We start from the raw sequence: 25733 nt of genomic DNA on the forward strand, positions 1-25733 counted from the left end.
CTATTGCCCGCGATAAAACAAGACCGTGCTTATGGTTTTGATGGTAATGTTCAAGTCCAGAAAAACACTTCGATGCTTGATGTAATACAAGTCATATTGCAGTTTTATCAAACTGTCGTCCATTGATTCCCCATAGGAATAATTGACTTGTGCCCAACCTGTAAGGCCTGGTTTTATGACGTGTCGGGTTTCATAAAAAGGCATAATTTCGGCAATTTCCTTAACAAAGAAAGGACGTTCCGGTCTTGGTCCAATGACGGCCATTTCCCCTTTTAGAATATTGATGAATTGTGGAATTTCGTCGATTCTGGTCTTGCGCATAAATTTACCAAAAGGAGTCACTCTGCTATCATTGGGAGTAGAAAAAACGGCACCTTCCCTTTCAGCATTGTTCACCATCGTCCGGAACTTGAGTATCTGGAATGTTTTTCCGTTTTTACCTACTCGTTCCTGGGTATAAAATAATTTTCCACGATTTCCTATGGCATTTCCCAATAAAATAAAAGGAATGAGGAGGATTCCAAAAAATAATCCCACTATGGAAATTAGTGTTTCCATAATTTTTAAATTCAACAAATACAATTGGTTGCTATTGGTTCTATTAAAAGGGAAAAACTTATAAAAATCCCTGGTCATGTAATGTACGGGAATACGTTGGGTTTTGTTTTCGTACACTTGGGTATATTCGCGAATTGTTGTTCCAGATTCCAACAAATGAAGCAGTTTTTGGTACAATTCAACAGTTATGTCTTCGGTTTTTTGCGAGGCAATGACAATTTCAAACAGGTTTTTTTCTTTAACAAATTGCACCAAATCATCTAAGTGAAGATTTTTTACAAAATGATATTCGTGCAGATTGTCATTGACACTGTCGGAGTTTACATAGGCAATAATTCTATAATGAGGGTCCGAGTTTTCGAGTTCCGTGACTAATTCTTCCACTTGTTCCCGATCGCAAACCAACACGACGTTTTGCACAAACCTATTGGAAGCCAAAAACTTGACATAAAAAGTTCTCCATAAAATCAAGGCGAAAAGTATCGTGAAATAAAAGAGCACAATTTGAATTCTATTTGAAGGCAACTCCGCCGAAAAGATGGGAGTTAAAAGATAAAACAAAACAGTGACTGAGGTGGTGAGAATAGTACTTTTCAATACTTGAAATTGATTACTGGCCACCTGCAAACTGTACATTTCGAATACCGTTCCAATACTGTTGAGATAAAGCACAAGAACCATCACATAATGGAAATCCCTTGTCGATGCTTTGAGATATTCTAAATCCAAGACATCTCCCGTAAAATACAATGCCAATAAAACGAAAACAACATCAAAAATTCGCAGCAACACTTTCCGTTCCGAAACTTCAAAATGTATTTGATTCTTCTTGTTCATTAGTACTATTTCTGATTCTATTTTATTAAGACAAATCTACACAAACCGCTGATGATATCTGTAGAAAATCGACATACAACAGTTATATTTGGTTAAACTAATTTAAAACGCCTCATATTTTGTTAATTCCAATTGAAAAAGCGCCAAAAAATATCCCAAAACTGTTTCAAGATAAAAGGAACGCTTTTAACCAACCAACATATTTATGTATCACGCTTTTTTCAGAATAATCGTTATTGATGGTCTGTTGAAGTGCTGTTCCAAAATCGTTTTGCAAGTTTTCGTTTTCCATCAACTGAACCAATGAATCATAAAATGACTTTGCGCTTTCTGTTTCCACCATCAATCCGTTGACACCATCTTGAATCAGCAAAGGAATTTCTCCAACATTAGTCACGACAATGGGTTTTGCATACCAGCCGTATTCCAGCAATGCAACCGGCAAACCTTCTGATCGTGAAGTCAGAATGGCAATTGTCGATTGCTCGAGAATATTTTCAACATCTTGTTTCGAACCATAAATAAAGACATTGTTTTCTAGATTGAACTCCAAAACTAGGTGCTTGATTTGACCAGAATAATCATCCTCAAAATCTTTTCCAACCAAATGAAATGTCCATTCGGGATGAGATATTTGCACTTTTTTGGCTACTTCCAACAACAAAAAATGATTCTTCTGGACTCTCAAATTCGCCAAAGACACGATTCTTTTTCCTTTAATTCCTTTCAAATCGGTCATCTTCAAGGCATCATTTTCTTTGCCCGGGAAATTTGGCAAATAAACAACATTTTTAAAGTGCATTTTCTGCTCCGCCCAGTTTTTTAGATTTTGGTTCACGGCTATAATTCCATCAAAAAAAGGCAGCATCATTCGCAAAGCCAAAGTAGGTCTTTCGGACAAAAACTCGCTGTCGCCATAATGGTCGTGCCAAATTAATTTTACCGCTGGACAGGATAATTTCAAAAGAAAAGCCAGAAAAAAAGAAGTGCTGTGAGCATGAATTATTTCCACTTTGTTTTCAATCGCAAATTTTCGCAAAGTAAAAAGTGCTTTTAAGTCAATTGTCCGCTTCTTGTTCAAACACAAATAAGAAACTTTGTCGTTGACTTGATTCAAAAGCGAACCTTCTTTTCTGGTTACCACCAATCCAGAAAACGCTATTGTATCGGCAAGAGCATTGGCATAGTTTACTGCCATTCGCTCAGCACCACCTGGCTCAAGAGAATCTATGATTTGAAGTATTCTCATCGTGTCAACAATTTTTTTATTTCTTCCTCAAAAACATCCAAAGTATATTTTCTGGACCACTCACTGGCCTTTTTGCTTTTAATTTGATAATCGATTTCATTTTTTAAAACAACTTCCAATTGATTGACATCTTTTTCCAAATCCATTTCCAATAAAACGCCTCGTTTGCCATAATCCAGCATAAACGAAACACAAGAAACCTTTGTAGCCACGGGAACGCAACCCCAAAACATTCCTTCGGCAACGGCTTTTGGCCAACCTTCACTTTCGGATGGCAAAATAACGAAATGACTTTGTTCGTAAGCTTTTTTTACGGTGTCCTGCGTTTGGTTTCCTTCCAATGAAATGAAATTTTCTAAATTATTTTGAAGAATATACTGTTCCAATTTTTTCCGTTCCATTCCTTCTCCGTATAAAGCCAAAGCGACATTATGGCCATTTTTATATAATGCCTCCACTATCTGGATAGCGTATAAAGGATTTTTGCCTGCTACCAAAGTTCCCACAAAAACAAAGCGAATCCGTTGTTTCAAATCTTTGGAAACAATAGGAAATTTATCAACCTCATTGTAAGTTGCCGTAAAAAACGGCTTGATATTCCTGGAACTTCCCTCCCATTCGCCATAAACCAAAACCTGCATGTTTCGAGTCAAAAAAGTATTCGACAAAATCCATTTTTGCAATTTATAGCTCAAGGGTTGCTTCGATTTTAAATCCCAATTGCCGGCATATTTGGCTGTTTTAATCTTTTTTGGAAATAAAATCTGGATTACACTTGCCAACAAACCCATATTTCCGGGACAACGCAAATGAATGTGGTCGGACTGTTGCATTGCAGAATAAATGCGTCTACAAATTGCGGGTGTTTGAAAAACAGTATTGAAAATAGATTTCAAATTCAAAACATTAAAACTTGCAACAGCCACAAATTCAATGTTTTCATGTTCATATTGAATGTCTATTGCGGTCTTTGAAGATTTGGATTCAGGAGCAACAATAATCACTTTGTCAACATATTTTGTCCAAATATTCATTTCCCGAACATAAGGTGCGTAAGCAAAATATCGATTTTGCTCCAAAATATGGGGAACATGAGTGACGATGACAAAATTCATTTATACGGTATCCAGTTGCTGATTAGTTTTCTAGTGGTAAATGTATTGCTAAATCTAATCATTATCAAAGGGAAAATTTAATTTATGTTCAATATTATTCAAGAAATGTCTCCGAAAAACTGATGAAATCCCGAGCGGTATTTTTCAAAAAACAACTGCTAATCAAACCTTAACATTTGTTAACAAAATAGATTTTCAGAAACCATAATTAATTGTATTTTTACCGTTCAAAATTTAGAAAAATAAATGGGTAAAGTCATTGCGATTGCTAATCAAAAAGGAGGAGTTGGAAAGACGACAACGTCAATAAATCTCGCTGCTTCATTAGGTGTTTTAGAAAAAAAAGTATTACTTATAGACGCTGATCCCCAGGCAAATGCCACTTCAGGATTGGGAATTGATGTTGAAACGGTCGAAATTGGAACCTATCAAATTCTGGAGCACAGCAATACGCCAAAGGAGGCGATAATTAAAAGTGCGTCTCCAAACGTGGATGTCATTCCTTCCCATATTGACCTTGTTGCCATCGAAATCGAATTGGTTGACAAAGAAAATAGGGAATACATGCTCAAAAAAGCTTTGGAAGAAATCAAGGAAGAATACGATTATATCATAATTGATTGTGCGCCATCGCTAGGTTTGTTAACTTTAAATGCTTTGACGGCATCAGATTCAGTGGTAATTCCGATACAATGCGAATATTTTGCGTTGGAAGGATTGGGCAAATTATTGAATACCATCAAAAGTATCCAAAAAATCCACAATCCGGATTTAGACATTGAAGGATTGCTTTTGACCATGTTTGACTCGAGATTGCGTTTATCCAATCAAGTGGTCGAAGAGGTTCAAAAACATTTTAACGACATGGTTTTTGAAACCATTATCCAACGAAACGTGAAATTGAGTGAAGCTCCCAGTTTTGGCGAAAGCATCATAAACTATGATGCCACAAGCAAAGGAGCCACGAATTACTTACAATTGGCCCACGAAATCATAAAGAAAAACAGCAAATAGTTTTATGGCAAAAGCACTGAAAAAACAAGCGTTGGGAAGAGGTTTATCAGCATTGTTGAAAGATCCGGAAAACGATATAAAATCCGTAACCGATAAAAATGCCGACAAAGTTGTTGGAAATATTATCGAACTCGAAATTGATGCCATCGAAATCAATCCGTTTCAGCCCAGAAGCAATTTCAACGAAGAATCTTTAAAAGAATTAGCTACTTCCATCAAGGAATTAGGCGTAATTCAACCCATTACGGTTCGAAAATTAGACTTCAATAAATACCAATTAATTTCTGGAGAACGACGTCTACGTGCTTCAACATTGGTCGGACTGACTACGGTTCCTGCTTATATTAGAATTGCTAACGACAACGAATCGTTGATTATGGCCTTGGTGGAAAACATCCAACGCCACGATTTAGATCCAATAGAAATTGCACTTTCCTACCAACGATTGATTGACGAAATTCAATTGACACAAGAACAAATGAGCGAACGCGTGGGAAAAAAGCGTTCGACGATTGCCAATTATTTGAGACTTTTAAAATTAGACCCGATTATCCAAACCGGAATTCGTGACGGTTTCATCAGCATGGGCCACGGTCGAGCGATAATCAACATCGAAAATCAAGACATCCAAGCCGATATTTACCAAAAAATCGTGAGCCAAAATCTTTCGGTTCGTGACACGGAAGCTTTGGTAAAAAATTATCAAGAAAGTTTGAAACCGAAGCCTGCAACCAAAGCAAAAGCTGCCTCGTTTGAAATTGCCGATACCGAAAAAAATACGTTCAACACCTATTTTGGTACCAAAGTCGATGTCAAAGTGGCCGGAAATGGCAAAGGAAAAATCACCATTCCCTTTCACTCCGAAGAAGACTTCAACCGAATCATTAAACTAATAAAAGGCTAGTGCACAAAATCATTTTCATAGGTTTACTCTTCTTGTTTTTAGGAAGCAACTCCGTTTTTCCACAACAGAAAACCGATGCTCCCTTGAAGGCAAAAGACACTTTGAAATCAATTGACATTGACCCTTTGACACCGGCAAAAGCAGCCTTTTATTCGGCTGTTTTACCCGGATTGGGACAAGCTTACAATAAAAAATATTGGAAAATCCCCGTTGTTTACGGAGCAATTGGCACGAGTCTTTATTATTATATTGACAGCAACAAAAAATACCACCAATACAGGGACGCCTACAAACGCAGGCTGGAAGGTTTCACTGATGATGAATTTGATTATCTAGATAAAACCAGATTGATTTCGGCCCAGAAATTTTACCAAAGAAATCGAGATTTATCGGCATTGTTTGTGGTTGGTTTTTACGTGTTAAACATCATCGACGCCAATGTTGACGCCGCTTTAATACAATTTAACGTAAATGAAAATTTGTCGTTGAGACCAGATGTATACATGAATGATGTAACATTAAAGGCAAATGTGGGTCTAACATTTAACTATAATTTTTAGAAATTAAAAAAAAATGAAAATTGCACTTTTAGGATACGGAAAAATGGGACAGACAATCGAAAGAATTGCGCTGGAAAGAGGTCATGAAATTGTTTTGAAAAAAGACGAATTCAATACGTATGAAGGACTTTCGAATGCTGATGTTGCCATTGATTTTAGCATACCGGCCGTTGCCGTGGAAAACATTTCGAATTGTTTTCATGCCAATGTTCCCGTAATTTCTGGAACGACGGGCTGGTTAGAACATTATGATGAAATGGCGGCTCTTTGCAAGGATAAAAACGGTGCTTTTATTTCCAGCTCCAACTTTAGTTTGGGGGTAAATCTTTTTTTTGAGCTTAATGAATATTTGGCGAAAATGATGTCAAAATTCGGTTCTTACAGCGTCGAAATGGAAGAAATTCACCATACCCAAAAACTCGATGCTCCAAGTGGAACCGCAATTTCATTGGCAAAAGGTGTCATTGAAAATAGTGATTACACCAATTGGACATTGAAAGAAGCAAAAGAAAACCAAATTCATATCGAAGCCGTAAGAACTGAAAATGTTCCCGGAACACATACGGTAACCTATAATTCAGTGGTGGATACAATTGAAATAAAACACACGGCACACAACCGCGACGGATTTGCCCTTGGCGCAGTAATCGCTGCAGAATGGATCGTGGGCAAACACGGTATTTTTACAATGAAAGATGTTTTGAATATACAAAGTTAGCTATTCGAAATACGACCATAAAAATATCAAATATTATAAATCTAATATCAAAAATCTAATAACGTAAATAGTATGACGTCATATCAATGGTTTGTGTTTTTCTTGATTGTACAAGTAATTCACTTTTTAGGAACTTGGAAATTATATGAAGCTGCTGGCAGAAAACGTTGGGAAGCAGCGATTCCCGTGTATAATGCCATCGTTTTGATGAAAATAATTGGTCGCCCTACTTGGTGGACGATTTTGCTCTTCATTCCCATTATTAACCTGATCATGTTCCCGGTAATTTGGGTAGAAACCTTGAGAAGTTTTGGAAAACGATCTTCTCTGGACACCGTTTTAGGAATCGCCACCTTAGGTCTGTATATTTGTTATGTAAATTATACCCAAAAACTAAGTTACGTTTCCGACAGAAGTTTAAATCCCGAAAACAAAACTGCCGATACCATCAGTTCGCTACTTTTTGCGATTATCGTGGCGACTTTGGTTCACACATACGTATTGCAACCTTATACAATTCCCACTTCTTCTTTGGAAAAATCATTGTTGGTTGGTGACTTTTTGTTCGTGAGCAAAATGAATTATGGAGCCCGAGTTCCAATGACCACTATCGCTTTGCCAATGGTGCACGATTCGATTCCATTGACCAAGAGAAAGTCATATTTGAATTGGCCTCAATTGCCTTATTTCAGATTGCCAGCTTTCGAAAAAATAAAACATTCCGACATTGTCGTTTTCAACTGGCCAGCGGATACCGTTTACCGATTTTTTGACCGTTCTGGAAGAAAAGCAGTCATCAAACCAATTGACAAAAAATCGAATTATGTAAAACGTTGCGTGGGAATTCCTGGCGACAGTTTATCCATAAAAGACGGAATAGTGTACATCAACGGACAAGTATTGGCTTTGCCAGAAAGAGCAAAACCGCAATATTCCTACCGAATCGCTTTGGATGGGAAAACACCAATAGATTTTGAATATTTGTTCAAAGACATGGACGTGACCGACGGCGCAGGATTCACCAGTGACGCCAGAGACACTTTATATGTAGGTGCATTGACAGACGCCAGTGCCCAAAGATTAAAAAATGTTCCCGGAATTCTATCGGTAACCAGAGAAATATCCAAAGGTGTCGAAGATGGAATTTTCCCTCATATCAACAAATGGAATCGCGATAATTTTGGTCCAATATACATTCCAGAAGAAGGAAAAACGGTAGCCCTAAATTTTATGACTTTGCCTTTTTATAGCCGAATCATTACCGAATATGAAAAGAACAAACTGGAAATTAAAGGCAGCGACATTTATATCAATGGCTTAAAAACAAAAACGTACACCTTCAAACAAAACTACTATTGGATGATGGGCGACAATCGCCACAGATCAGAAGACAGTCGTTACTGGGGTTACGTTCCCGCAGATCATATTGTGGGAAAACCAGTATTTATATGGATGAGTTGGGACACAAATGGCAAAGGATTTGGAAAAATCCGTTGGGAAAGATTGTTCACGACCGTTGGCGGAGACGGACAACCCCAATCGTATTTTAAATTTTTCTTGATTGCTTTGGTAGCCTTTTTTGTTGGTGAATATTTTTGGAAAAAAAGAAAAGAGAATAAAGCATAAATAAAACGTTTCAAGTTTCAGGTTTAGAGTTCCAACTCAAAACCTGAAACTTCAAACTTGAAACAAACAAAACAAATGAAAGCGTTATTACTTCCCACCTACTTTCCTTCGATTAGTCATTTTGTCGCGATGGCCCAATCTGAAAAAATCGTGTTCGAAATGGAAGATAATTTCCAGAAACAAACCAATCGTAACCGAACTTATATTTACAGTCCAAACGGCGTTCAGTTGTTGAATATTCCCGTAAAACATTCCAAACAAATCCATCAAAAAACGAAGGATATCAAAATTGAAACTGATTTTGATTGGCAAAAACAACATTTCAAATCATTGGAAGCGGCTTACCGAAGTTCCCCTTTCTTTGAATATTTTGAAGATGAAATTCGTCCCATTTTCGAAAAAAAACACACTTTCTTACTGGATTTGAATTTTGAAGCGATGAACATGGTTTCCAAATGTTTGCGAATGAAATTCGAATACGACACCACGCCCGAATACTTTCACGAAGTGGATTTGAACACCATTTTAGATTTCAGGACTTTGGCAGATGGAAAAAAAGACAATTCGAAATTCGAAGTTTATACCCAAGTTTTTGAAGAAAAACATGGATTTTTAAACAATCTAAGCATTCTGGATTTGTTGTTTAATGAAGGAAGATATGCTTTGGATTATTTGAAAAACCAGAAATTGGCTCTAAAATAATTTATTGAACTCCCTATTCCATCGATAATTTTGCCATTATGGGGTAATGATCGGAGTTTTCAAATTCGGGAAAACTTTCAAATTTCTTGACCGTCATGTTTTGATCTGCAAAAATATAATCGATTCGGGCTGGATAATATCGAAATTTGTAAGTCGCTCCAAAACCTGTTCCGGCTTCCTCGAAACTGTCTTTTAATTTCCCTTTTATGTTTCGGTACACGTACGAAAAAGCACTGTTGTTCATGTCTCCGCAAATAATGATTGGATAAGGACAGTCTTTTTTATGCTCCTTGAATATTTCGGCTTGCTGCTGCTGTTGCTTGAATGCTTTGCTGATTCGGGCAAAAAGTTTCTGGGATTTTCCACCTTGATTGATGGCATCGATATTCTCGTTTATTTCGTTGACATCAGGAGAAATTTTTATGGACTGCAGGTGCATGTTATACACCCTGATAATGTCTTTTCCTTTTTTGATGTCGGCAAAAACGACATTATTGCTGGAATTTGGAAACACGATATGACCTTGATCGATAATGGGAAACTTGGAAAAGATGGCCTGACCGGTTTTAATTTGGTTACCATCCATAAAAATATAACGATGGCGATAGACCTTCAAATCAATGTTGGCCGAGTTTGAATATTCCTGAATACACAATATATCCGGGTTTTTATCATTGATAAAAGCAAGAATATTATCGGGAACATCGTCTCTTTCCAACCATTTGAATACATTGAACAGACGCACGTTGTAACTCATCACAATAAAATCTTTCTCGGCTAACGGAAACTCTTTGGCTGAAAATTTGTAAAATTTATTGATAAAAGTAATGCCCATCAAAAGCACCAATCCGGACAAAATCATGCGCTTTTTGAATTGAATTCCCCAATAAACAAAAAACAGCCCATTCAACACAAAGAACAACGGCATAAACAAGGTGAGTACAGCCAGAAAAGGAAAAGCCTTTGGCGCCAAAAAAGGCAAAATATAAGCAACGAAAGTCGATACGGTAAGCACCATATTCAAAAAAAACATTCCTTTATTAAACCACGAAAGGTTTTTCATATTCTTATAATTTCATCGCAACAACCTGTGTCTGGACACAGCTGGCTAAATACTTATTTTCCGGCCTTGAACAAAAATTCTTTTTCCTCTTTCGTCAAACAATCATAACCTGAACGACTGATTTTATCCAGTATTTCGTCTATCTGCTGTTGTGTTTTGTCTTTTGTCACAATCCTTGAAGCTGTCTTTTCCGTTGGTTTTTTGTAATTTTTGTGCACCTTTTTGAAGGGTGTCGATGGAGATTTTGTAAACAAATTAACAAAAAAATCTATTATGGATGAAACTATTTTACTCAAATCGGTACCGTTTTCCAATAATTTGATAAATCCAAAACCAAAAAAGGCACCCGCCAAATGGGCAATATGCCCACCCGAATTGTCCAATCGAATTTGCATCAAGTCAATTATCAAAATAACAAGTGTTATGTGCCAAAGTTTCACGTTACCAATCAACAAGAGTCTGACATTCATCAAAGGACTGTAAGTTGTGGTAGCTACCAAAATAGCCATAATTGCACCAGATGCTCCAACAATGGAAGCATTTAAATTTAAAAAATAATAACCCAGAACAAACATAAAACCAGCAAATATGGCACTCAACACATACAATCCCAACAATTGTTTTTGGTTAAAAAACGTAAGAAACAAAGTGCTGGAAAAATTTAAGACAATCATGTTGAAAAAAATATGGCCAAATCCATCATGAAAGAAAGCGTAGGTCAACAAAGTCCAAGGTTTCGTTATGAAAATGGAAGGTTCTGATGACAGCGCAACCCAATTTGGAAAATCAAATGCGCCAACTCTGAATTGGTAAAAAAACACCAATGAAACCAAAAAGCAGGCAATATTCCAGTAAATCAACCTCTGGGCCATTCCACCGAATTTGTATTGCCTTTTTAAGTCGTCTATAATACTGTTCATTTTAGAGTTTGGATTTTTGATTCAACTGTAATAACTGGACATTGTACTGAATACTGGACACTTTTTGTTAGTTCCAACGATTGTTGTTGAACTGGTTTTTCTTCCAAAACCACATCATCAAAAAGCCGGTCAACGCGCCTCCAACGTGAGCGAAATGCGCAATTCCAGTACTTCCTGCACCAAAAATGGATTGTCCCTTGAATCCTAAAAACAAATCGATAGCCAATATTCCTGGCACAAAATATTTGGCTTTTATGGGAACCGGAATAAACAACAAAGCCAATTCGGCATTCGGCATCATAAAAGCAAAAGCAACCAACAATCCATAAATAGCTCCCGAAGCTCCAACAACAGTTCCTTTTGAAATTATGGAAGCTTGGGCAATCGCATTAAATTGTTCTTGGGTACAGTGAACTCTTTCCAGAATCGAGTTAATTTCTCCTGCCATCATCTGTCCTTTTTCGTCAAAAAGAGAAGCATAGTCTGCATTCAACAATTGATGAATTTCCGAAGTGGACAAATTCAAACTAGAAACTTGCGACAACAACGAATGTATTTCATAATAATTCACTCCCGTATGCAACAATGCCGCTCCCAATCCACAGGAAATATAGAAAAACAAGAATTTTTTTCCGCCCCAAAAATGTTCCAAGGCACTACCAAAGGAATACAAGGCAAACATGTTGAACAAGATGTGCATCAAATTGGGAAAAGGCGCGTGCATGAACATGTGGGTGATGAATTGCCAACCCATAAACTTGTCGCTTTCTGGATAATAAAGGGCAAAAAAATCATAAGCCACCGGCACAAAATACGAGCCGACAAAAAAGAGGATGTTAATTATTAAAAGTTGTTTTACAACCGGCGTGATGTTCATCATAGGGCAAATTTTTTGTCTAAATCTTCCACACGCATCGTGATGAAAGTAGGTTTATGAAATGGGGAAACATTGGGGTCTTTGCAGGCAAAAAGCCCGTTGACCAAGTTTTCCTGTTCTTTTTGGGTTAAATAGGTTCCGGTTTTTACCGCCAAACTTCGTGCCATCGATTTGGCAATCGTGTCGTTCTGGCTGAAACTGCTTTCCGGAATTCCGTCCTGCAAATCGCTCAACAATTGTTCCAAAACAATAGAAGCTTCACTCTCGGAAACATTGACGGGCAAACCCGAAATAACGATGCTGTCGTCGTTGGTTTCCTCGAAAACAAAGCCCGTATTGGTCAATGAGGGTTTCAATTCGGTAATCAACTGCATTTCGCCATTGGAAAAAAACAACTGCAACGGAAACAACAATTGCTGGCTCGACGCCAAATTGACCGTGATGTTGGTCAAAAATTGTTCATACAAAATACGTTGGTGCGCACGTTGTTGGTCCACGATGATCATTCCCGACTTTATCGGATTGACGATGTATTTTTTATGAATTTGGTGCGTTTTGTGCACCGCTTGCTCCACTTCTTCTCCATCAAACAAGGAAGAGGTCACTTCGTCATTCTCGAATGAAATCTCGTTTTCAACCGAAACCGTTTCCACTTCCGCAGTGTCGTGTTTCAAGCCCACATACAAACTTTCCCAGCTCGGCGCAACTTCCGGTTTTCTGTAACTGGAACCCGAATTCGCATAATGTTTGTTTGGTTTGTCTTCTTCCGAAAACGGATTGAAACTTCTGTCCACTTGAATTGTAGGCGTTTCCGCTTCCACATCTTTGTAATGGTAGGGCGTGTCCAGATTGGCGTCGCGCTCAAAATCCAAAACGGGAGCCACGTTAAATTGTCCCAAACTGTGCTTTATGGAAGCCCGCAAAATGGCATACAAAGCCGATTCGTCGTCAAACTTGATTTCGGTTTTTGTCGGGTGAATATTGATGTCTATCGAATTGGGAGGCACTTGAAGATACAGGAAATAACTCGGTTGCGAGCCGTCTTTCAAGAGTCCGTCGTAAGCTGCCATCACGGCGTGGTGCAAATAACCACTTTTGATGAAACGATCATTGACAAAGAAAAACTGTTCTCCCCTATTTTTCTTGGCAAATTCGGGCTTGCAAACAAAACCTTGAACGTTCACAATTTCGGTTTCCTCGTTCACAGGAACCAATTTCTCGTTGGTTTTACCTGAAAAAACGTTGACAATTCGCTGCCTGAAACTCGAAGCCTGCAAATTGAACATTTCGCTTCCGTTGTGATAAAACGTAAAATAAATTTGGGGATGTGCCAAAGCCACTCTTTGAAACTCATCCACAATATGGCGGTATTCCACCACATCCGATTTCAAGAAATTACGACGGGCAGGAATGTTGAAAAATAAATTTTTGACGGCAAATGAAGTTCCCTTTGGCAAAACCGCCACATCTTGTGACACAAATTTGCTGCCTTCAATGACGATATGGGTTCCCAATTCTTCTTGATCTTGTTTGGTTTTCATTTCCACGTGGGCAATCGCGGCAATCGAAGCCAATGCTTCTCCACGAAATCCCTTGGTATGCAGCGAAAACAAGTCTTCGGCTTGGCGGATTTTGGAAGTGGCATGACGTTCAAAACACAAACGAGCATCGGTAACGCTCATTCCCTTTCCGTTATCAATAACTTGAACCAACGATTTTCCGGCATCTTTTATGATCAATTTGATATCGTTTGCCCCAGCATCAACGGCATTTTCAAGTAATTCCTTGACTACCGAAGCGGGTCGCTGCACGACTTCTCCAGCGGCAATTTGATTGGCAACATGATCGGGAAGTAATTGGATGATACTCGACATTTTTAATAGTGTTCAGTGTTCGGAAATCAGTGTTCAGTTAAAAACTGACGGGAACAAATTTAAGGAATTTACATTGGGATTGCTACCTAAATTAATCATAAAAAAAGAAAAAACCCATACCATCAAAAACAGTATGGGTTTTAAAATTCCATCTTTTGTTTTATTCTTCCAGCATCTTCAAACCTTCGATTTGCAAAGGTCCGGTAGACAATAATTGTTGGTTTAATTGGTGACTAAACGAAGCTTGATGTCTTAAATACGCCATTTTTATGGCGGCAATAGCAGCTTCTGTACCTTTGTTTCCGTGTTTTCCGCCACTTCTGTCTATGGATTGTTGCATAGTATTGTCGGTCAAAACACAAAAAATAACGGGAATGTCCGTTTGTACATTCAAGTCTTTTATGCCTTGGGTAACGCCTTCGCATACAAAATCAAAATGTTTGGTTTGCCCTTGAATTACGCAACCAATGGCGATTACTGCATCAACATTCTGGGTTTGCAACATTTTTTTGGCTCCATATATGAGTTCAAAACTCCCGGGAACATTCCATCGAATGATGTGTTCTGATGGAACTTCATTGTCCAAAAGACCCGTGATTGCTCCTTTGAAAAGCCCTTCGGTTATGGTATCATTCCACTCTGAAACAACAATCCCAAACCGAAAATTTTTCGCGTCTGGGATTGCATTTTTATCGTATTCAGACAAGTTTTTATTTATAGTTGCCATTTTATTTTAGATTTTAGATTTCAAATTTTAGATTGTTAAATATACAAAATCTAAACTCTAAAATCTCAACTCTACAATTATTTATTGTGCCAACCCAATCAATACATCAACTGATGCTGCTTCTGGAGAGGCATCAAAATTGTCTTTGATATCCGTAAAATATTTTAGTGCTTCTTCTTTATTTCCTAATGCCAAAGCTGTTTTTCCAGCTTTCAACAAGAAACGTGGCGTAGTGAAATCATTTTTATTGGATTCAACCGCTTTTACGTAATTTTCCAAAGCTTCTTTTGGTTGCTTGTTTTGGGAATAAGCATCACCAATAGCTCCTTTTGCCAGAGCACTTAAAACTACGTCGTCTGATTTGAATTTTCCTAAATACTCGATGGCTTCCGTGTATTTTCCAGTATTCAAATAAGCAATACCGGCATAATAATTGGCTAGATTTCCTGCATCGGTTCCAGAATATTTATCGGCAATGTCAACAAAACCAAATTTCCCTTCGGCTCCTTTTAAAGACAATTTATACAATGAATCGCTGGCAACACCATCAGTGGCCTGTTGAAAATATTGTTGGGCTTGAAACATTTCGGTTGCAGCTTCGTCTTCTTTTGGTGCGGCAACAAATTTTTGATACGCCAAATACCCAACTAGAACTAATGCAATTGCACCAACTACACCAATAATAAGCTTTTGATTTTTAGCCACAAAATCTTCTGTCTTGGTGGCTGTTTCGTCCAATGTGGAAAAAACACCCGCTGTGGTACTGTCTTTTTCAAGAACTTTTATGTCTTCTGTAACTTCTTTTACTTCTTTTTCTTTTGTTGCTTTATATCCTCGTTTATTATAAGTAGCCATTTAAATTTTAATTTAGTGAGTGGCAAAAATATAATATTTATTCAAATCTAAAACCTCTTTTATCGATATTTTTCAATAATTTGCACCCACTTAAAAAAATCGATTCAAAATCGATACAATTCTCAATACCAGCAAGCCTTACCAATGTATTTAAAAAAGATTTCATTATTCAATTACAAGAATTTTTCGGAAGCAGATTTCGAATTTGTGGGCAAAATAAATTGTTTTGTGGGCAAAAACGGAATTGGAAAGACCAATGTACTGGATGCAATCTATCATTTATCTTACGGAAAAAGTTATTTCAATCCATTGGCCGTACAAAACATCAAGCACGGGGAAGAATTTTTCGTCATCGATGGTGAATTTGAAATCAACGAAAGAAACGAGCAAATCGTTTGCAGCCTCAAAAAAGGACAGAAAAAAATACTGAAACGCAACGGAAAAATATATGATAAATTTTCGGAACACGTTGGGTTTATCCCTTTGGTCATTATCTCGCCAGCCGACCGGGATTTGATTGTGGAAGGCAGTGAAACCCGAAGAAAATTTATGGACAGCGTGATTTCACAATTGGATTCCCAATACCTGAAACAACTCATCCAATACCAAAAAGCAATGAGCCAGCGCAATGCTTTGTTGAAATATTTTGCCTTGAATTATGTTTTCGACAACGATACGCTCTCAATATATAATGAGCAACTCGCCACTTTTGGGAAATACATTTTCGATAAACGAAAAGAATTCATCGAACAATTTATCCCTATTTTCAACTCGCATCATCAAGCCATAACCGGCTCGCAAGAAACGGTGCAATTGGTGTACGAAAGTCATTTGTTCGAAAATGACTTATTGGCACTTTTAGAAGAAAACATCAACAAAGACAGAACTTTGCACTACACCAGTGTTGGAATCCACAAAGACGACTTATCATTTGAAATTGACCATTATCCCATAAAAAAATTCGGATCGCAAGGCCAACAAAAGTCGTTTTTAATTGCCTTGAAACTGGCGCAATTCGAGTTTGTCAAAAACCAATGTGGCCTAAAACCCATTTTGCTTTTTGACGACATCTTTGACAAATTAGACGAAAGTCGCGTGGCCAAAATAGTGGAAATGGTCAACAGCGATACTTTTGGCCAGCTTTTTATTTCGGACACGCATCCGGAACGGACTGAAAACATTGTAAAATCGACACACCAGACTTATAAAATATTTAACTTGTAATTTTTTTAAAAATCGTATATTTATTTGATTTTAAAAGCATTAAAAATGAAACGTCAAATACTTTCCTTGTTCTTTGTTGGGTTTCTTTTTTTGGGTTGCAAAGTACAAAACACGAATAATGTTACAGAACTCCCCCATGCATTCTCGAATGCGGTCGACTATTCTTCTTCCGGGAATTGGGCTGTTTTACCGGAAAATTATCCAGACAATTTAAAGGAATATGCTGTGGAAAATCCCCAAGATTCGATTGACGTTTTTTATGTGTATCCAACCTTGATTGTTTCGGACAAAGATAAAAGATGGAATGTTCCCCTAAATGACAGCGTGCAAATAAATAAAGTCCGCAATATTGCCGTTCGTTTTCAGGGATCGGCCTGGGGAAGTTCCGGAAGTTTGTATGTTCCGTATTACAGACAAGCTCATATTCGTTCCTACAGCAATCTTGAAAATGGCGGTACAACTGCCTTATTGATGGCCTATTCAGACGTGAAAGCGGCTTTTGAATATTATTTGAAACACTACAATCACGGCCGAGGCATTATCCTGGCAGGCCACAGTCAGGGAAGCACCCATATTTCTTATTTATTAAAGGACTTTTTTGACGGCAAACCACTGCAAAACCAGTTGGTTGCAGCTTATATTCCAGGAGTGGGATTGGATAAAAATCAATTCAAAACCATTCCTTTAATGGAAACCCCTGACCAAACTGGTGGATTTGTCACTTGGAACACTTTTAAAAAGAAATTTGACCAAAAAAATTACAAATGGTACAAAGGAAAAGTAGTGATTAATCCCGTAACTTGGGACACCACGGCAATGGCACCAAGAGCACTCCACAAAGGATTCTTGTATTCCAATGGCAAAATGTATGCAAACAGTTTTGACACCCATACGGATAATGGCGTGATTTGGATTTCGACACCCCATTTCCCCTATCGTTATTTAACTGTTGCCATGCGCAATTATCATTCTGGAGACGTGAATTTGTTTTGGGAAGATATCCGCGAAAATTCCCTTTTGAGAGTCAAAACGTTTCGTGCGAATAAAAAGAAATCCATTCATGCCGAAGAAGCAAGAATGAATTAAATAAATTTTAATTTCTTTAACTAATTCTTTCAAAATTGCTCCTGTAAATTACTTATTTTAGCCTCTTTAAAATTAAATCCAAATTATCATGAAAATTAGTTCTGTTTTCCTCTTGTTGCTAACCTTTACAATATTTTCCTGCAACGGACAAACCTCAAAAAACATAACAGACATTGACACGAAAACTTTTTCGGAAAAAATAACGGCTGCACCAAATGCCCAAATTATAGATGTAAGAACGCCTCAAGAATTTGCTTCAGGACACATTGACAATGCTGTAAACATCGATTGGTTAAGCGATAATTTCGTGGCAAACACCCAAAAGTTAGACAAAACCAAACCTGTTTTTTTGTATTGCAAGACCAGCAATAGAAGCACTCAAGCAGCTAAAAAACTGGAAGAATTAGGATTTACAACAATCTACAACATGAAAGGAGGTTTATTGCAATGGGATGCCGAAGGACTTTCTAAACCAACCGACAAAATCATCGGAGTTTGCAGTCAGGAATATGCCGAATTATTAAACACTGATAAAAAAGTGCTGATTGATTTTTATGCCGAATGGTGTGCGCCTTGCAAAAAAATGACGCCTTATTTACTAAAAATGCAAAAAGAATTGGCCGATAAAGTGACCATCATTCGATTGAATGCCGACGAAAATCCAACCTTGGTCAAAGAAATGAAGATTTTGGAACTCCCTACCCTTCTACTCTATGAAAACAAGGAAATAAAATGGAAACATTCCGGTTTTATAAGTGAAGAAGATTTGAAAAAACAACTACAATAACAAACCCAACATGCTTTCAAAAAATTCTTTGCAATTTCTCGACGATTTAAAAACCAACAACAATCGCGATTGGTTTTTGGACAATAAAAAACGATACGAAGTATTCAAAAAAGACTACCAGCAATTAGTGACTGATTTTCTGGATGCGATGAAACCACTCGACCCTTCATTAGAAATGCTGGAAGTCAAAAATTGCACCTTTAGAATCAACCGCGACATTCGATTCTCCAAAGACAAATCACCTTACAAAGACCATGTCGGCATCTGGATTTCAAGTGGTTCCAAAGGAATGAATCGTTCTGGTTATTATATTCACATCTCAAGAACAGGCAGCTTCATCGCCGGTGGACTCTATTGTCCCGAGGCCGAGGATTTGAAAAAAATGCGCAAAGAAATCGCTTTTTTCCATGAGGATTTGGAAGAAATTATCAACAATAAAAACTTTCAAAAAGAATTTGGCGATTTTGACCGAAATGAAAAAAACCTGTTGAAAAACCCGCCAAGAGGATACGAAAAAGACCATCCTGCCATAGAATTCCTGAAATTAAAAAGCTTTGAAACCTCACAAAAATTTAACATTGAAGACGTTTTACAAGAAGATTTTGTTGCCAAAATGACAAAAAAACTTATCGTATTGAAACCCTTGAACGACTTCATCAATAGAGCTGTAACTGCCGAAGACTAATGCAACTAATGGCAAAAAAAAAGATACTTTTCCTGGGAGAATCCTACAGAGCTGACGCCATAACCTGGATGAATGGCTTGAAAGAATTTGGCGATTTTGAAATTATCACCTGGGAATTAAAAACACAAAACCACACTTTTTTTAGCCGTTTTCTAAGACTTTTAGAATTTTGCACAGGACTGTTTCAAGTCAAAAAAATAATAAAATTGCATCAACCCGACATGATTATTGCCGAAAGAACCACCAGTTATGGTTTTCTTGCGGCAATATCCGGCGTGAAACCAATAGCGATTGCTCAACAAGGAAGAACCGATTTATGGCCCGAAAAGTCGCTTTTGTTGCCATTAAAAAAAATCATCCAACATTATGCTTTTGAAAAAGCCGACTTGATTCACGCTTGGGGTCCCGTGATGACCGTTTCGATGCAGGCAACCAATGTCAACATGGAAAAAGTTTTGGTCTTGTCAAAAGGAATCGATTTGGAGAAATTTGAAAATAAAAGAAACGCTTCCGCGGAAAAAATAACTGCCCTTGTCACCCGATCCTTGATGCCGGAATACCGACACGATGTAATCCTGCAAGCCTTTTGGATTTTAAGCCAAAGGGGAATTGATTTCGAATTAACCCTTGTTGGTGACGGAAAATTACTGCCAATGTTGCAGGAATTAGCCCAGAAACTAAACATTCAAAACAAGGTTAATTTTACGGGTCGAATTCTAAACACGGAATTACCCGAACTATTGCAGCAATCCAATTTTTACATCAGCATGCCCATAACCGAAGGCGTTTCGGCTTCCTTGTTTGAAGCGATGGCCTCTAATTGCTATCCAATAGTGACTGATATTCCCGGAAACCAAAGCTGGATCAAACATAGAGAAAACGGGCAATTGATAACCATTGGCGATGCTGAAATGCTTGCCGATGAACTGCTTTGGGCATTCGAAAACAGCGAATATCGAAATACGGCCATCCTAAAAAACAGGAAGTTTGTGGAAGAAAATGCAGATTATAAAACCAACATGAAAATTATTGCCGACAAATATCACGAATTAATCAACACATCAAAAACCAATTCGCATGTGTGGAATTAATGGAATCTTGCATTTGCAATCGCAAAAAAAAGTAGACGAACGCCTCTTGACCAAAATGCGCGATTCGCTGGAACATCGAGGGCCTGACGACAAAGGATTATTTATCGAAAACAACCTTGGCTTGGGACATCGAAGACTTTCCATTTTGGATGTTTCCGAGGCTGGACATCAACCGTTTCTATCCGAAAACAGTCGTTACGTGATGGTTTACAACGGCGAAATATACAATTTCAAAGACTTTTATCCCGAACTAAAAAACAACGGATTTGACATACGAACCAGTTCCGACACGGAGGTTTTGTTGAAATTATTCGAATTGTGCGGCACCAAAATGCTCCACCGTCTCAACGGAATGTTTGCCTTCGTCATTTGGGACAAAAAAGAACGTAAACTGACAGCGGTTCGCGACCGAATGGGTGTCAAACCTTTGTATTATTCCTTTTACAAGGAAACATTCTATTTCGCTTCCGAACAAAAAGCGCTTTTCACGGCCGGAGTTCCACTAAAAATGGCACAAGACGGATTGGAAGAATACATCTTCAATCGCTTTGTGGCCGGCGAAAACACGTTGTATGAAAACGTCAAAAAAGTATTGCCAGGACACATTTTGACCATTCACGAAAGTGGAAAAATAACCCATGAAAAATGGTGGGATTTGAAAACAGAAATTCAAAACCAACTCAAAATCCAAAACCCGGTGGAATGGTTTCGGGAAACTTTTGACGATTCCATAAAATTGCGAATGGTGAGCGATGTTCCCGTTGGCGTTTTATTGAGCGGCGGACTCGATTCTTCCTCGATTTTGGCTTCATTAAACCAGCAAAACTTCAAGGACATCCAAACGTTCAACATTGGATTCAAGGAAAAGGAACACAACGAATCGCATTTGGCCAAGATGATGTCGGATAAATTTGGCTATGATTTTCACACGATGCAATTGGAAGACAACAACCTTTTTGACAAGTTAATAAATTCCACTTATTTTCAGGACGAACCCATTATGCACTTGAGTGAACCCCATATTTTGGCTCTGGCAACATTGGCAAAACCATCGGTAAAAGTGCTGCTTTCCGGCGAAGGTGCCGATGAATTAATGGGCGGTTATGTAAGATACAAAGCGCTGAAATACCCGTCTTTGTTGAACTCGATTGGAACAATTGGCCATATGGATTATTTCACGACAAAACCTCGATACGAAAAACTGGCTCGCTATTCCCAAATAAAAAATCCGGATGATTTAGTGATTTATAATGGATGCAATATATACCCAAATGACATTGCCAAAACTTATGGCATCACCAATACACCTAAAAACGAATATAGAAAGCAAATTCTGGAAGATGCTAAATTTTTGTATCCCAATAATTTGAGAAGACAAGCGCTATATTTTGACCAACACACTTATTTATGTTCGCTACTCGACAGGAATGACCGTTGCACGATGGGCGCTTCCATAGAATGCAGGGAACCTTTCTTGGATCAAAGACTCATTATCGGGTTGGGCTCTTTAGACGACAAATGGCTTTTCACGGGCAAAAAATGGAAATTCATCCTGAAATCTGCCATGGCAACACGTTTGCCTGAAGAAATTCTAAAATTCAAAAAAGTGGGATTGAGCGTTCCTTGGGGCGATTACTTGATAAAAAGTCCCGGATTCGTTGAAGAGCTGGAATCTTTTTCAAAAAGTGATTTGTTCCAAATGCCCTATTTCGAAAATATCAACGTCAAGAAACTAGTCCAAAATTTACGAAAAGGCGACACCAAAACCATACCTTACATCATGCCAATGTTCATGATGCATATTTGGCTTAAAACCTATGTAAATAAATTTTGATTTTTCAACCAAAAATTACGCGAATTATCACAAATTCTATTGTTATACAGACAGTTAAACACGTTATCAAAACATAATAGTGTGACACTGATTATTAAAAAAAGTTTGCCACAGATTTGAGGGATTAAAAAGATTTTTAAAATATGAAAGTGTTAATCTGTGGAAATCAGTAAAATCTGTGGCCAATAAATTTGAAACTTAATTAAATTCTAGTCATTACTTAGCACTATAAAAACATACTCAAATAAATTTTAATACTTACTTTTGGTCAAGATTAAAAACGCACTCCCGCTATGGAAATACAAACTAATTTTTCTTTAAAAAGCCACAACACTTTTGGCATCGAAGCCAAGGCAAGACAATTCGTTGCCGTTCACAATACGACAGAATTAAAGACGATTTTGGAACAAAATAAATCCGAAAAAAAATTTATTCTGGGCGGCGGAAGCAACATGCTTTTGACCAAAGACCTTGATGCCTTGGTCATCCACGTTGATTTGAAAGGCAAAAAAATCATCAAGGAAGACGAAGATTATGCTTGGGTCGAAAGCCAGGCCGGCGAAAACTGGCACGAATTTGTGCTTTGGACGATTGACCAAAACTTTGGAGGACTGGAAAATATGTCATTGATTCCGGGAAATGTGGGCACGACTCCAGTGCAAAACATTGGCGCTTATGGAACTGAAATCAAGGACACTTTCGATTCCTGCGAAGCAATGACCATTGAAAACCAGGAAATGAAAATGTTTACCAAGGCGGAATGTCATTTTGGTTATCGAGAAAGTGTTTTCAAAAACGAGGCAAAAGACCAATACGTCATCACTTCGGTGGTTTTTAAACTGACGAAACGCAACCATAAAATCAATATTTCCTATGGCGACATTAGCGGGGAATTGGCCAAAAACAACATCACGAATCCCGGCTTGAAAGACGTGAGCAATGCCGTAATCGCCATTCGTCAAAGTAAATTGCCCGACCCGAGAGAATTGGGAAACAGCGGCAGTTTCTTTAAAAATCCCATTTTAAAAAAATCTGAATTCGAAAAAATCCATCAAAAATTTCCTGAAATGAAATACTACGAAGTTTCGGAAACCGAAGTGAAAGTTCCCGCGGGTTGGCTCATCGAGCAAGCCGGATTCAAGGGAAAACGTTTTGGCGATGCGGGAATCCACAAGAACCAAGCCTTGGTATTGGTCAATTACGGGAACGCAACCGGACAGGAAATTTTGGAGGTTTCCAAAAACATTCAAGAAACAATTTTCCAGACTTTTGGCATACACATAAAAGCGGAAGTAAACGTGATTTAAAGTGGGATGTTAGAAGTTAGAGATGGGAAGTTGGGAGTGTAATGGCATAAATAAAGACGTTTGAAGCGGGAAGTTGTCCTTAGACAGGCTCAGGATGACGGTGGGAAGTTAGAAATTAGAACGCAAAAAACAGATTTGATAATTATTTCAGAAACAGATTTTCATTTTGGAATTTGGAATTTTGACATTGAAATTTAGATTATAATAATTGCCGTTTATCGATGGTTAATTGACAATGGAATATTACCTTTGTACCCATTTAAAAAAGAAGCCAAGCCTATATGTTGACCATTACTTTTTACGCGTTTATTGTTATAGTTGCCATTCAACTTGTGTATTATCTATTCATTTTTGGGAAATTTGCTTTCGCCAAAGTACCAAAATCAAATCCAAAAAGAATCTCCGTTTCGGTTATTGTTTGTGCCAAAAACGAAGGCGAAAACGTGGCCAAATACATTCCGTTGCTTGTCGAACAAGATTATTCCGATTTTGAAATCATCTTGATTGACGATGCTTCCAGCGACAATACTTTGGATATTTTTGAAGAATTCGAAAAACAATATTCCAATATTCGATTGGTAAAAGTAAAAAACAACGAGGCCTTTTGGGGCAATAAAAAATACGCTTTGACGCTTGGAATAAAGGCTTCCAAAAAAGACTATTTAATCTTCACCGATGCCGATTGTTATCCCGCTTCCAAAGATTGGATTACCACGATGAGTTCCCAATTCACGATGCACAAAACCATTGTTTTGGGCTATGGCGCTTATGAGAAAGTGGCGAATTCCTTCTTGAACAAAATCATCCGTTTTGAAACGATGCTGACTGCGATCCAGTATTTTTCTTGGGCAAAAGCTGGTCGTCCTTATATGGGAATTGGTCGCAATTTGGCCTACAAAAAAGATGAATTTTTCAATGTAAACGGGTTTATCAGTCACATCCAGGTTCGCTCCGGCGACGACGATTTGTTCATCAATCAAGTGGCCAAAAGCAAGAACACCGCACTAAGCTATTTGCCGGAAAGCTTCACTTATTCGCAACCCAAAACAAAATTCAAGGATTGGTTTACCCAAAAAAGAAGGCATGTGTCCACGGCCAATTTGTACAAACCGTTCGACAAAATCCAATTGGCGGTTTTCTATGTTTCGCAACTGTTGTTCGTTATTTTGGCCACCATTTTGTTGGCCTTCCAATTCCAGTGGATTGTCGTTTTGGGCGTGGTGGGATTCCGTTATTTGTTCACCTGGATTACCTTGGGATTCTCGGCCGGAAAATTAAAAGAAAAAGATGTGATGTATTGGTTCCCAATTATTGAAATTGTGCTTATCTTCACGCAATTAAATGTGTTCATCACGAATATTTTCTCAAAACCCGTATATTGGAAATAAAGCGACAAATAGAAAAAGCAAAAAAAGGCGACCAAGCAGCCTTCACTTTTCTGTTGGATTTTTATTGGAACGAGGTCTATGGTTTCATGCTCAAACGCACGGAAAACGAGACCAATGCCGAGGACATTACCATTGAAACTTTCTCGAAAGCATTCGACAAAATAGCCAGTTACAACCCCGAATTCCAGTTTAACACTTGGCTGATTGCCATTGCCAAAAACGTCCACATCGATATATTGCGAAAAAAGAAAGCCAATCTTTTCATCGAAATTACCGATGACGAAGACCAGCAAGCCTACAATATTGCCGACACCACTCCGTCGGCGGAAGACGAATTGATTACGGAGCAAAACCTTTCGCAGTTGCTGCAATTCATCAAACAACTCAAACCGCATTACCAGGAAGTCATCCAGTTGCGCTATTTTCAGGAAATGAGTTACCAGGAAATTGCCAACAAAATTGACGAACCCCTGAGCAACGTCAAAATCAAACTGCTTCGCGCCAAGAAATTGTTGGCAGAAATTATTCAGGATAATAGATAGTTTATTTGGGATATAAGCAGTAAATTTTATACTTACCTAAGTACAAAAAATATCAAGAATATTAAAATCTTGCTTGATAATTTGTAAATAATTATTTATATATTTGTCGTAATACACCATCTAGCAACAGCTATATGCTCAAATTATGAAGATTTTTAGTAGTTTATAGTGAGCATATACAAATTGGCAG

24 protein-coding genes are annotated in these 25733 nt (G+C 37.9%); 15 read left to right on the forward strand and 9 right to left on the reverse strand.

The features are described 5' to 3' along the window. The 3 genes from C0430_RS10090 to C0430_RS10100 form a co-directional block, all read right to left on the reverse strand. Positions 1 to 1395: an exopolysaccharide biosynthesis polyprenyl glycosylphosphotransferase gene (locus C0430_RS10090; protein WP_290869175.1), complete on the reverse strand. Its 1395-nt coding sequence runs from the start codon at positions 1393 to 1395 to the stop codon at positions 1 to 3. A 166-nt stretch (positions 1396 to 1561) separates the two neighbouring features. Continuing rightward, positions 1562 to 2644, reverse strand: coding sequence for a glycosyltransferase (locus tag C0430_RS10095; protein WP_290869179.1), 1083 nt, complete (start codon positions 2642 to 2644; stop codon positions 1562 to 1564). Next, positions 2641 to 3759: a glycosyltransferase gene (locus C0430_RS10100; protein ID WP_290869182.1), complete on the reverse strand. Its 1119-nt coding sequence runs from the start codon at positions 3757 to 3759 to the stop codon at positions 2641 to 2643. The genes C0430_RS10095 and C0430_RS10100 overlap by 4 nt, the downstream gene beginning before the upstream one ends. Before the next feature lie 246 nt (positions 3760 to 4005). Between C0430_RS10100 and C0430_RS10105 the strand changes: the two genes are divergently transcribed. From C0430_RS10105 to C0430_RS10130, 6 genes are all read left to right on the forward strand, one after another. Continuing rightward, positions 4006 to 4773, forward strand: a complete 768-nt coding sequence (locus C0430_RS10105; RefSeq protein WP_290869185.1) for an AAA family ATPase — start codon at positions 4006 to 4008, stop codon at positions 4771 to 4773. A 4-nt stretch (positions 4774 to 4777) separates the two neighbouring features. After that, positions 4778 to 5677 (forward strand): ParB/RepB/Spo0J family partition protein, encoded by a 900-nt coding sequence (locus C0430_RS10110; protein ID WP_290869189.1) that lies wholly within the window; start codon positions 4778 to 4780, stop codon positions 5675 to 5677. Then, entirely contained in the window at positions 5677 to 6237 is a 561-nt protein-coding gene (locus C0430_RS10115; protein ID WP_290869192.1) for a DUF5683 domain-containing protein, read from the forward strand. The genes C0430_RS10110 and C0430_RS10115 overlap by 1 nt, the downstream gene beginning before the upstream one ends. A 13-nt stretch (positions 6238 to 6250) precedes the next feature. Further along, positions 6251 to 6955, forward strand: a complete 705-nt coding sequence (dapB, locus tag C0430_RS10120) for a 4-hydroxy-tetrahydrodipicolinate reductase (RefSeq protein WP_290869195.1) — start codon at positions 6251 to 6253, stop codon at positions 6953 to 6955. 72 nt (positions 6956 to 7027) lie between these two features. After that, complete coding sequence (gene lepB, locus C0430_RS10125) at positions 7028 to 8581, forward strand: signal peptidase I (RefSeq protein ID WP_290869198.1); 1554 nt, start codon at positions 7028 to 7030, stop codon at positions 8579 to 8581. Between the two features lie 75 nt (positions 8582 to 8656). Then, positions 8657 to 9283, forward strand: a complete 627-nt coding sequence (locus C0430_RS10130) for a WbqC family protein (protein ID WP_290869203.1) — start codon at positions 8657 to 8659, stop codon at positions 9281 to 9283. Between the two features lie 13 nt (positions 9284 to 9296). Here the strand turns inward: C0430_RS10130 and C0430_RS10135 are convergent, their stop codons facing one another. The 6 genes from C0430_RS10135 to C0430_RS10160 form a co-directional block, all read right to left on the reverse strand. After that, positions 9297 to 10346 (reverse strand): endonuclease/exonuclease/phosphatase family protein, encoded by a 1050-nt coding sequence (locus C0430_RS10135; RefSeq protein WP_290869206.1) that lies wholly within the window; start codon positions 10344 to 10346, stop codon positions 9297 to 9299. Between the two features lie 53 nt (positions 10347 to 10399). Beyond that, entirely contained in the window at positions 10400 to 11266 is an 867-nt protein-coding gene (locus C0430_RS10140; RefSeq protein ID WP_290869209.1) for a rhomboid family intramembrane serine protease, read from the reverse strand. 67 nt (positions 11267 to 11333) lie between these two features. Further along, on the reverse strand, positions 11334 to 12146 hold the full coding sequence (locus C0430_RS10145; protein ID WP_290869213.1) for a rhomboid family intramembrane serine protease: 813 nt from the start codon (positions 12144 to 12146) through the stop codon (positions 11334 to 11336). Further along, on the reverse strand, positions 12143 to 14017 hold the full coding sequence (gene mutL / locus C0430_RS10150) for a DNA mismatch repair endonuclease MutL (protein ID WP_290869216.1): 1875 nt from the start codon (positions 14015 to 14017) through the stop codon (positions 12143 to 12145). Before mutL ends, C0430_RS10145 begins: the two co-directional genes overlap by 4 nt. Before the next feature lie 160 nt (positions 14018 to 14177). Next, positions 14178 to 14744 (reverse strand): 6,7-dimethyl-8-ribityllumazine synthase, encoded by a 567-nt coding sequence (ribH, locus tag C0430_RS10155; protein WP_290869219.1) that lies wholly within the window; start codon positions 14742 to 14744, stop codon positions 14178 to 14180. Between the two features lie 81 nt (positions 14745 to 14825). Beyond that, complete coding sequence (locus tag C0430_RS10160) at positions 14826 to 15599, reverse strand: tetratricopeptide repeat protein (protein WP_290869222.1); 774 nt, start codon at positions 15597 to 15599, stop codon at positions 14826 to 14828. Positions 15600 to 15743: 144 nt separating this feature from the next. On the opposite strand from C0430_RS10160, the gene C0430_RS10165 reads away from it, so the two are divergent. The 9 genes from C0430_RS10165 (at position 15744) to C0430_RS10205 (ending at position 25543) form a co-directional block, all read left to right on the forward strand. Beyond that, a complete protein-coding gene (locus tag C0430_RS10165; protein ID WP_290869225.1) occupies positions 15744 to 16823 on the forward strand; it encodes a DNA replication/repair protein RecF in 1080 nt (359 codons plus the stop codon). A gap of 45 nt (positions 16824 to 16868) precedes the next feature. After that, on the forward strand, positions 16869 to 17909 hold the full coding sequence (locus C0430_RS10170) for a DUF3089 domain-containing protein (RefSeq protein ID WP_290869228.1): 1041 nt from the start codon (positions 16869 to 16871) through the stop codon (positions 17907 to 17909). Positions 17910 to 17997: 88 nt separating this feature from the next. Continuing rightward, entirely contained in the window at positions 17998 to 18696 is a 699-nt protein-coding gene (locus C0430_RS10175) for a thioredoxin domain-containing protein (RefSeq protein ID WP_290869231.1), read from the forward strand. Positions 18697 to 18706: 10 nt separating this feature from the next. Next, complete coding sequence (locus C0430_RS10180; RefSeq protein ID WP_290869234.1) at positions 18707 to 19381, forward strand: DUF2461 domain-containing protein; 675 nt, start codon at positions 18707 to 18709, stop codon at positions 19379 to 19381. An 8-nt stretch (positions 19382 to 19389) separates the two neighbouring features. Further along, entirely contained in the window at positions 19390 to 20472 is a 1083-nt protein-coding gene (locus tag C0430_RS10185) for a glycosyltransferase (protein WP_290869237.1), read from the forward strand. Continuing rightward, the gene (gene asnB, locus C0430_RS10190) at positions 20459 to 22306 is read left to right on the forward strand and encodes an asparagine synthase (glutamine-hydrolyzing) (protein WP_290869242.1); all 1848 of its coding nucleotides are present in this window, start codon (positions 20459 to 20461) and stop codon (positions 22304 to 22306) included. Before C0430_RS10185 ends, asnB begins: the two co-directional genes overlap by 14 nt. A 293-nt stretch (positions 22307 to 22599) precedes the next feature. After that, positions 22600 to 23613, forward strand: a complete 1014-nt coding sequence (gene murB, locus C0430_RS10195) for a UDP-N-acetylmuramate dehydrogenase (RefSeq protein ID WP_290869246.1) — start codon at positions 22600 to 22602, stop codon at positions 23611 to 23613. Between the two features lie 281 nt (positions 23614 to 23894). Continuing rightward, positions 23895 to 25001 carry a glycosyltransferase gene (locus C0430_RS10200; RefSeq protein ID WP_290869249.1) on the forward strand — a complete coding sequence of 369 codons (1107 nt, stop codon included), beginning with the start codon at positions 23895 to 23897 and terminating at the stop codon, positions 24999 to 25001. Further along, positions 24992 to 25543, forward strand: coding sequence for a sigma-70 family RNA polymerase sigma factor (locus C0430_RS10205; RefSeq protein WP_290869252.1), 552 nt, complete (start codon positions 24992 to 24994; stop codon positions 25541 to 25543). Before C0430_RS10200 ends, C0430_RS10205 begins: the two co-directional genes overlap by 10 nt. Positions 25544 to 25733: the final 190 nt, after the last annotated feature.

It is taken from the genome of Flavobacterium sp. (genome assembly GCF_013823965.1).
In the GTDB taxonomy this organism is placed as follows: Bacteria; Bacteroidota; Bacteroidia; order Flavobacteriales; family Flavobacteriaceae; genus Flavobacterium.

Excerpts from the sequence above, each read along its gene's own strand:
- C0430_RS10130 (WP_290869203.1), top strand. The coding sequence starts at position 8,657 with ATGAAAGCGTTATTACTTCCCACCTACTTTCCTTCGATTAGTCATTTT.
- mutL (WP_290869216.1), bottom strand. The coding sequence starts at position 14,017 with ATGTCGAGTATCATCCAATTACTTCCCGATCATGTTGCCAATCAAATT.
- C0430_RS10175 (WP_290869231.1), top strand. The coding sequence starts at position 17,998 with ATGAAAATTAGTTCTGTTTTCCTCTTGTTGCTAACCTTTACAATATTT.
- C0430_RS10110 (WP_290869189.1), top strand. The coding sequence starts at position 4,778 with ATGGCAAAAGCACTGAAAAAACAAGCGTTGGGAAGAGGTTTATCAGCA.
- C0430_RS10180 (WP_290869234.1), top strand. The coding sequence starts at position 18,707 with ATGCTTTCAAAAAATTCTTTGCAATTTCTCGACGATTTAAAAACCAAC.
- lepB (WP_290869198.1), top strand. The coding sequence starts at position 7,028 with ATGACGTCATATCAATGGTTTGTGTTTTTCTTGATTGTACAAGTAATT.
- C0430_RS10135 (WP_290869206.1), bottom strand. The coding sequence starts at position 10,346 with ATGAAAAACCTTTCGTGGTTTAATAAAGGAATGTTTTTTTTGAATATG.
- C0430_RS10095 (WP_290869179.1), bottom strand. The coding sequence starts at position 2,644 with ATGAGAATACTTCAAATCATAGATTCTCTTGAGCCAGGTGGTGCTGAG.
- C0430_RS10090 (WP_290869175.1), bottom strand. The coding sequence starts at position 1,395 with ATGAACAAGAAGAATCAAATACATTTTGAAGTTTCGGAACGGAAAGTG.
- C0430_RS10140 (WP_290869209.1), bottom strand. The coding sequence starts at position 11,266 with ATGAACAGTATTATAGACGACTTAAAAAGGCAATACAAATTCGGTGGA.
- C0430_RS10160 (WP_290869222.1), bottom strand. The coding sequence starts at position 15,599 with ATGGCTACTTATAATAAACGAGGATATAAAGCAACAAAAGAAAAAGAA.
- C0430_RS10105 (WP_290869185.1), top strand. The coding sequence starts at position 4,006 with ATGGGTAAAGTCATTGCGATTGCTAATCAAAAAGGAGGAGTTGGAAAG.
- C0430_RS10100 (WP_290869182.1), bottom strand. The coding sequence starts at position 3,759 with ATGAATTTTGTCATCGTCACTCATGTTCCCCATATTTTGGAGCAAAAT.
- ribH (WP_290869219.1), bottom strand. The coding sequence starts at position 14,744 with ATGGCAACTATAAATAAAAACTTGTCTGAATACGATAAAAATGCAATC.
- murB (WP_290869246.1), top strand. The coding sequence starts at position 22,600 with ATGGAAATACAAACTAATTTTTCTTTAAAAAGCCACAACACTTTTGGC.
- C0430_RS10165 (WP_290869225.1), top strand. The coding sequence starts at position 15,744 with ATGTATTTAAAAAAGATTTCATTATTCAATTACAAGAATTTTTCGGAA.
- dapB (WP_290869195.1), top strand. The coding sequence starts at position 6,251 with ATGAAAATTGCACTTTTAGGATACGGAAAAATGGGACAGACAATCGAA.
- C0430_RS10200 (WP_290869249.1), top strand. The coding sequence starts at position 23,895 with ATGTTGACCATTACTTTTTACGCGTTTATTGTTATAGTTGCCATTCAA.
- asnB (WP_290869242.1), top strand. The coding sequence starts at position 20,459 with ATGTGTGGAATTAATGGAATCTTGCATTTGCAATCGCAAAAAAAAGTA.
- C0430_RS10170 (WP_290869228.1), top strand. The coding sequence starts at position 16,869 with ATGAAACGTCAAATACTTTCCTTGTTCTTTGTTGGGTTTCTTTTTTTG.
- C0430_RS10185 (WP_290869237.1), top strand. The coding sequence starts at position 19,390 with ATGGCAAAAAAAAAGATACTTTTCCTGGGAGAATCCTACAGAGCTGAC.
- C0430_RS10145 (WP_290869213.1), bottom strand. The coding sequence starts at position 12,146 with ATGATGAACATCACGCCGGTTGTAAAACAACTTTTAATAATTAACATC.